The sequence below is a fragment of the Pseudomonas sp. HMSC063H08 genome, assembly GCF_001813645.1.
Taxonomy (GTDB): Bacteria; Pseudomonadota; Gammaproteobacteria; order Pseudomonadales; family Pseudomonadaceae; genus Pseudomonas; species Pseudomonas aeruginosa.
The window spans coordinates 84514-91599 of sequence record NZ_KV813388.1; the positions used below are offsets into that span (position 1 = coordinate 84514).

General features: G+C 69.4%; 9 protein-coding genes. 5 read left to right on the forward strand and 4 right to left on the reverse strand.

Annotated features, from left to right (window positions below):
- Both HMPREF2924_RS08155 and agmR read right to left on the reverse strand, forming a co-directional pair.
- Entirely contained in the window at window positions 1-864 is an 864-nt protein-coding gene (locus HMPREF2924_RS08155; protein WP_003113465.1) for a DMT family transporter, read from the reverse strand.
- A 9-nt stretch (window positions 865-873) separates the two neighbouring features.
- The gene (agmR, locus tag HMPREF2924_RS08160) at window positions 874-1539 is read right to left on the reverse strand and encodes a response regulator AgmR (protein WP_003132666.1); all 666 of its coding nucleotides are present in this window, start codon (window positions 1537-1539) and stop codon (window positions 874-876) included.
- A 515-nt stretch (window positions 1540-2054) separates the two neighbouring features.
- On the opposite strand from agmR, the gene HMPREF2924_RS35845 reads away from it, so the two are divergent.
- The 3 genes from HMPREF2924_RS35845 to HMPREF2924_RS08170 are packed head-to-tail and all read left to right on the forward strand — an operon-like array spanning window position 2055 to window position 3544.
- Window positions 2055-2195: a hypothetical protein gene (locus tag HMPREF2924_RS35845; RefSeq protein WP_003088510.1), complete on the forward strand. Its 141-nt coding sequence runs from the start codon at window positions 2055-2057 to the stop codon at window positions 2193-2195.
- An 8-nt stretch (window positions 2196-2203) separates the two neighbouring features.
- Window positions 2204-2854: a sensor histidine kinase gene (locus tag HMPREF2924_RS08165; RefSeq protein WP_003088515.1), complete on the forward strand. Its 651-nt coding sequence runs from the start codon at window positions 2204-2206 to the stop codon at window positions 2852-2854.
- 12 nt (window positions 2855-2866) lie between these two features.
- Window positions 2867-3544: a response regulator transcription factor gene (locus HMPREF2924_RS08170; protein ID WP_003088518.1), complete on the forward strand. Its 678-nt coding sequence runs from the start codon at window positions 2867-2869 to the stop codon at window positions 3542-3544.
- Window positions 3545-3570: 26 nt separating this feature from the next.
- On the opposite strand, the gene HMPREF2924_RS08175 is transcribed toward HMPREF2924_RS08170, so the two are convergent.
- Window positions 3571-4218, reverse strand: coding sequence for a pentapeptide repeat-containing protein (locus HMPREF2924_RS08175; protein WP_003088520.1), 648 nt, complete (start codon window positions 4216-4218; stop codon window positions 3571-3573).
- 53 nt (window positions 4219-4271) lie between these two features.
- The gene (gene exaA / locus HMPREF2924_RS08180) at window positions 4272-6143 is read right to left on the reverse strand and encodes a quinoprotein ethanol dehydrogenase (protein WP_003088524.1); all 1872 of its coding nucleotides are present in this window, start codon (window positions 6141-6143) and stop codon (window positions 4272-4274) included.
- A gap of 312 nt (window positions 6144-6455) precedes the next feature.
- On the opposite strand from exaA, the gene pedF reads away from it, so the two are divergent.
- Both pedF and HMPREF2924_RS36360 read left to right on the forward strand, forming a co-directional pair.
- On the forward strand, window positions 6456-6893 hold the full coding sequence (pedF, locus tag HMPREF2924_RS08185) for a cytochrome c-550 PedF (protein ID WP_003107652.1): 438 nt from the start codon (window positions 6456-6458) through the stop codon (window positions 6891-6893).
- An 86-nt stretch (window positions 6894-6979) separates the two neighbouring features.
- Window positions 6980-7086: hypothetical protein (locus HMPREF2924_RS36360; protein ID WP_228489698.1), on the forward strand; the 107-nt coding region annotated here is incomplete at its 3' end.

Here is a 7086-nt window from a genome sequence, read left to right on the forward strand (position 1 = left end):
TCAGGCGCCTTCGCGTGCCGCGCGGCCCAGGCGCGGGGCGAGGATCAGGGCGATCCCGCCGAGCACCGCCAGGGTCGCCGGCGGCAATCGCGGGGCGAGCGGCTCGCCGAGCAGCAGGGCGCCGCAGAGGGCGGCGAGCACCGGCACGCTGAGCTGCACCGAGGCGCCCTGGATCGCCGTCAGCCCCGGCAGTGCGCTGTACCAGACGGCGTAGCCGAGGCCGGAGGCGAGGGCGCCGGAAAGCAGGGCATAGGCCAGTCCGGCGCCGTCCAGCCGCAACTGCCCGTGGAATGCCAGGAGCAGCAGGGCGGCGAAGGCAAGGGCTCGGAGGAAGTTGCCGGCGCTGACCGCCAGCGGATCGCCGCCGCCGCGGCCGAGCAGGGTATAGAGGCCCCAGGCGAGGCCGGACAGGAGCATCAGCAGGGCACCGCCCAGCGGCGGCGCGCTGGCTCCGGGGAGCAACAGGAACAGCAGGCCGCCCAGGGCCAGCAGGAAACCGAGCAGCGCCTGTCCGCCCAGCCGTTCGCCGCGCAGCAGGCCGGCCAGCAGCAGGGTGACCTGCACCGCGCCGAACAGCAGCAGCGCGCCGGTGCCGGCGTCCAGCTGCACGTAGGCGTAGGAGAACGCGGCCGCGTAGACGAACAGCGCCGCCGCCCCGCGCCAGCCGCCGCGCGCGGGCGTGGCCGGGCGCCGGCGCAGATGCAGCAGGACGGCGAGCATGAGGGCGCCGGAGAAGAGACGCAGGGCGGTGAAGCTGACCGCGTCGATGGCGGTGTCCTTCAGCGCCGCGCGGCAGAGCAGCGAATTGCCGGCGAAGGCCAGCATCGCCAGGACAGTGAGCAGCAGGGTACGGCGGTCGGGCATCGGCGGGTCTCAGCGGCGCAGGTAGGCGGCGAAGTCGATGTCGCCGGCGCTGAGGATCGCCTGGACCCGGTTGTGTACCTTGAGCTTGCGCAGGATCGCCGAGACGTGCGCCTTCACCGTGGTCTCGGCGATGTCCAGGGTGTAGGCGATCTGCTTGTTCGACTCGCCCTTGGTCATCCGCTCCAGCACCAGCAGCTGCTTGCGGGTCAGGGCCTGGAGCAGTTCCGGGGAGATGCCGTGTTCTTCGTGGCCGCTGCGTCGCGGCGAACTCTTCTGGGTGCGGATCACGTCCGAGGGCAGGTAGACGTTGCCGTTGAGGATCTGCTCGATGGCTTCGGTCATCTGCGCGCGTGGCGAGGACTTGGTGATGAAGCCCACCGCGCCGTAGGTGATGGCCTGTAGCACCACCTGCTTGTCCTGCTCGGCGGAGACGATAACCACGGGAATGGTCGGGGCCTCGTTGCGCAGGTTCATCAGGCCGTTGAGGCCGTGCATGCCGGGCATGTTCAGGTCGAGCAGGATCAGGTCGAGGTCGTCGTGTTCCTGGGTCAGGCCCAGGGCGCTGTCGAGGTCGGCGGTTTCCATCACTTCGCTGCCGGGGAATCCGTCGGCGATGACATTGTGGATGGCCTCGCGGAACAGCGGGTGGTCGTCGGCGATCAGGATCTTGTACATGGCCTGCACCTCGTTATTGTCGTTATGGGCGGCTGGTGGCGGCTCGGGGCACGCGGGCGGATGCGAATGCGCTCACGGTAGCAGCCGTGGGCGCGATAGCCCAGCGGGCGGGCGTTCCGCCGCGCGCTGCCGGGGACGCGTCGCGGACGGTCGGCAGCCGGGTAGGCGGAGAAGGCGAACTCGGTACTGCGGCGGGACCGCCGCAGGGTAGTCGGGCGCTACGCGGGGCAAGGCAAGGCGGGGCATGGCGGCTTCTCGTCGTTTCTTCTTGTATGCGTCATTACAGGGCAGGCGCGCTGCTTTGGAAATTCGACGTCCGGAGGGGTGAACCAGTACCAAAGTAGCAGGACCAGGCGCTTGCGCAGCGCTCCTGCTGCATCGGCGGCGCTCGCAAGGGCGGCTGGAGGCGGGTGGCCGCGCAAAAGTAGCGGCCCGGCAGTACCAAGGTAGTAGCACGCCGTGGCTCCGCGCGTCCTAGCATGTCTCGACAACGACAATGGACAGGAGTCGCCGCCATGCGCATCGCCGTCACCCTGGTGTTGCCCATCCTGCTGATCCTCAGCCTGCTCGGGTTCGATTTCCTCTATTCCCGCCACCTCGGCCAGGAAAGACCTGCCGCCTGCGCCGTCGGACAGGCCTGTCGGATCGCCCCCTGAGCCACGCCATGGATGACCTGCGACCCGCCGGCCCGGCGGAGTACCGCTGGCTGCTCGCCGTGCAGGAGCGCGAGCGGCGCTTGCTGGCCCAGGCGGTGCATGACGATATCGGCCAGTACCTGACGGGTATCCGCACCCAACTGTTGTTGCTGCGCTGCACGGCAGGCGCCGGGCAGCCGGCGCTGGCACGCCTGGAGCGCTACTGCCAGGGGCTGGACGACAGCTTCCGCGCGCTGCTGCGCGGTCTACCGCCGCCGGCCCTGCAACGCCAGTCGCTGGACGAGGCGCTGCGCGCCTGCGTGGCGGACTGGCAGGAAGGCCAGGGCATCGCCTGCGAGCTGCGCCTGTGCGGTCCGCTGCCGCCCCTGGATGCGGCGGCCGGGACTCATCTCTACCGCCTGTTGCAGGAGGCGCTGAACAACGTCGCCCGGCATGCCGGCGCCAGCCGCGTGCGGATCCGCCTGCAACGCCGTGGCGGCTTTCTCTACCTGAGCGTACGCGACGACGGTCGCGGCTGCGCGGCGGACCCGGCACCCGGCTTCGGCCTGGACTCGATGCGCCAGCGCGCGCGCTGCCTGGGCGCTGAACTGAGCCTGCGCAGCCGTCCCGGACAGGGCCTGGCGTTGCGCCTGCGGATGCCGCTGGAACGCGGCGACTGAGAGGAGGGGACGATGAGGATCCTGCTGGTGGACGATCATTTCGTGGTCCGCGAAGGGCTGGCCGCGCTGTTGCGCGGGCTGCTCCCCGACGTGGAGGTGAGCGAGGCCGGCGATGGCGAAGAAGCCTTGCAGGCGGTGCAGCGGGACATTCCTTCGCTGGTCATCGTCGATCTCGGCCTGCCGGGCATCAGCGGCCTGGAGCTGACTCGCCGGCTGCGCCAGCGCCTGCCGCAGTTGCGTGTGCTGTTCTTCAGCCTCCACGACGAACTGGCCCTGGTGCGCCAGGCGCTGGATGCCGGTGCCCGCGGCTACGTGACCAAGCGCGCGGCGCCGACGGTGCTGCTGGAGGCGATACGGCGAGTGCTCGCCGGCCAGCTCTATCTGGAGCAGCCGCTGGCCACGCGCCTGGCCTGCCAGTCGTGGGAAGAGCAGGGCGGGGCAGCGTTGCGCGGGCTGACCCGTCGCGAGTTCGAGATCTTCCGCCTGCTCGCGCGTGGCCTGGCCCTGCGCGAGGTGGCCGAGCACCTGGGGGTAAGCGCCAAGACCGTGTCCAACCATGTCAGCCTGCTCAAGCAGAAGTTGCAGGTGAGTACCCAGGCGGAACTGGTGCACCGGGCCATCGACAGCGGCGTGCTGCGGCTGGGCCTGCCGCTGCCGCTCGCCGAGGAGGCTCGCGGCAGCCTCGGCTAGGGGGGCCGTCGCTGCTGTCCGGCGCTTCACTGCCAGCCCGCGGGGCAATCCTTGCAACCCTGCATGTTGCTGCCCTGGAAGTTGCCGAAGCGCACCTTGCTGCCGCGCAGGTCGGCATCTTCCAGGTTGGCCTCGGCCAGCTTGACTTCCTGCAGGTTGGCGTCGCGCAGGTCGGCGCCCTTGAGATCGGCGCGGGACAGCCAGGTCATCTCCAGGTCGGCGGCGCGCAGCGTGGCCTGGTGCAGGCGGCCGCCGCTGAGACGGGCGAACTCCAGGTAGGCGGCGGTGAGGTCGGCGCCTTGCCACTGGGCGCCCTGGGCGAACAGGCCCCAGGCCTGGATGGCCACCGCCCTGGCGCCGGAGAGGTCGGCGCCGCGCAGGTTGGCTTGCTGCAGGCTGGCGCGGGTGAGGTCGGCACCACGCAGGTTGGCTTTTTCCAGGTTGGCCAGGTCGAGCCTGGCGTGACGCAGGTCGGCGCCGGAGAGATCGGCGCCGGCCAGGTCGATGCGGCCGAGGTCGAGGTTGCGCAGGTCGGCGCCGCGCAAGTCGGCCTTGGCGCAGCGCGCGCCGGGCTCCAGGCGGCAGCCGGCGATGACGCGGACGTCGTCGATGTCGTCGGCGGCCTGGGCCAGGCCGGCGCCGAGCAAGGCGGCGCAGAGGAGGAAGGTCTTCATCGGGATACTCCGCAGGCGGGGAAAGCCGCGCCTCGCAGGGCGCGGCGCAGGGATCAGCGGCTGGCGGTGCGGTTGTCCCAGCTGGGCAGCTTGAATACCCAGAAGGAACCGCCCTGGGCCACCGGCCGGGTCAGGTCGGCCATGTCGCCGCCCCACAGTGGCACGGCGCCGCCGTAGCCGACGGTCACGCCGAGGTACTGCTCGCCGTCCTGTTCCCAGGTGATCGGTGGCGAGACGATGCCGCTGCCGGTCTGGAATTTCCACAGCTCCTTGCCGCTCTTCGCGTCGAAGGCCTTGAAGTAGCCGTCGCCGGTGCCGGTGAACACCAGGTTGCCGGCGGTGGCCAGCACCCCGGCCCAGAGCGGCAGGTGTTCCTTGTGTTCCCAGACCACCTTGCCGCTGACCGGGTCCATGGCGCGCAGGCTGCCGACGTGGTCGTCGTACATGCGCTTGATCCGGAAGCCCATGCCCAGGTAGGCGCTGCCCTTCGTATAGCTGACCTCCTCGGTCCAGTAGTCTTCCTTCCAGTGGTTGGCCGGCACGTAGAACAGGCCGGTGTCCTGGCTGTAGGCCATCGGGTTCCAGTTCTTGCCGCCGAGGAACGGCGGCGATACTTCCACCGCCTTGCCATGCTTCTGCCCCGGTTCCGGCAGCGGCGGGCGCTGGCCCTCGCGCTCCACCGGGCGGCCGGTCTTCAGGTCGATGTGGCTGGCCCAGGTGATGTTGTCGACGAAGGGGAAGGCGTTCTGCAACTTGCCGTTGCTGCGGTCGACCACATAGAAGAAGCCGTTGCGGTCGGCGTGGGCGGTGGCCTTGACGATCTTGCCGTCCTTGGCCTTGTAGTCGAACAGCACCAGTTCGTTGTTGCCGGAGAAGTCCCAGGCGTCGTTGGGGGTGTGCTGGTAGAACCACTTCACCTCGCCGCTGCTCGGGTCCACCCCGACCTGGCCGGAGGTGTAGAGGCTGTCGTAGTCGTGCGGGTTGCCACCCTTGGCGGTGCGCGCCCAGGTGTTCCACGGGCCGGGGTTGCCGGCGCCGACGATGATGGTGTTGGTCTCGGCGTCGAAGCTGGCGCTCTGCCAGGGAGCGCCGCCGCCGTGGCTCCACGACTCGACCTTGCCGGTCGGCGAGTTGCGATCGTCCGGCCAGGAGGGCGCCTTGACGTCGCCGGTCACCGTGCTGTCCTTGCCGTTCAGGCGGCCCATGTGGCCTTCGACGAAGGGACGCATCCAGATTTCCTCGCCGGTATCCGGATCGCGGGCGAACAGGCGGCCGACCACGCCGAACTCGTCGCCCGAACTGCCGTGGATCAGCAGGACCTTGCCGGTCTTGCCGTCCTTCACGATGGTCGGCGCGCCAGTCATGGTGTAGCCGGCGCCGTGATCGGCGAACTTCTTCTTCCACACCACCTTGCCGGTGTTCTTGTTCAGCGCCACCACCGAGGCATCGAGGGTGCCGAAGAACACCTTGTCGCCATAGATCGCGGCGCCGCGGTTGACCACGTCGCAGCACGGGCGGATGTCGTCGGGCAGGCGGTGGTTGTAGGTCCACAGGCGCTTGCCGGTCTTCGCGTCGAGGGCGAACAGCCGCGAGTAGGAGGCGGTCACGTAGATCACGCCGTCGCTGACGATGGCCTGGGACTCCTGGCCGCGCTGTTTCTCGTCGCCGAAGGAGTACGACCAGGCTGGGGTCAGCTTGAACACGTTGTCGGCGTTGACCTGCTTGAGCGGGCTCCAGCGCTGGGCGTGGGTGCCCATGCCGTACTGCAGCACGTCGCCGGTGGTCTTGTCGTCGTTGGCGATGTCCTCCCAGGTCACATCCTTGGCCAGCGCGGCGCCAGCGCTGCCCAGGGCGACGGCGAAGGCGAGGCAGTGCAGGCTCGGGCGCAGGAGGCCGGCAGGGGCGGGTGAGGTTCTTGTTGTCATGATCGGGTTCCCGTTTGGAGTGAGGGTCGAGAAACGGCAGGCCGCTGCTCGGGCCGCGGCGGCTTCATGGTGGAAGCGGGGCGCGCCGACGGGAACGGAAGATCGCCCGATTCGTCCGGGAAGACTTCCCGGACGGGGCATGACTTGGACTTGCTGCCAAAGCCCCGCGTAAGGCCTTCCGAGGCTCTACTCCGAAGGGAGTAGGCGAGGACGCCCAAAGCAGGATTCGGGCGCGCGGCGGAGCTTCCTAGGATGGCGATGAGCGCCGTTTGGCGCCCGTGCCTTGTCCTGTCTCCCCGGAGGAATGAAGTGATGAACAAGAACAACGCCTTGCGCGGCCTGCTGGTGCTGGCCGGTCTCAGCCTCTCGAGCCTGGCGCTGGCCCACGGCGATGTGACCCCCCAGGCAGTGGACACCAAGGGACTCGAGCCGCTGGGCAAGGAATGGCGCGACACCAACCCCTACCGCAAGCCCTACGCCAAGCACGACCTCGCCGTCGAGATCGGCGCCTCCGCCTACAACCAGAACTGCGCGCGCTGCCACGGCCTGGAAGCCAAGTCCGGCGGCATCGCCCCGGACCTGCGCCTGCTGGAGACCGGCGCCGAGGGCGACGAATGGTTCAAGGAGCGGGTCATCAACGGCGCGGTGCGCGATGGCGCGGTGTACATGCCGAAGATGGCCGACTTCATCAGCCAGGAAGGCCTCTGGGCGATCCGCAGCTATCTGGAAAGCGTGCACGTCGACGAGTGACGCGCCCGACCCTTCGCCGCCGACCGCGGCGGCCTTGCACGAGTCCGCCGCGCCACGGCGGAACGACCACACAGGAGAGCTTCGCCATGATCTACGCAGCGCCCGGAACCCCCGGTGCCGTCGTCACCTTCAAGCCTCGCTACGGCAACTATATCGGCGGTGAGTTCGTGCCTCCGGTCAAGGGCCAGTACTT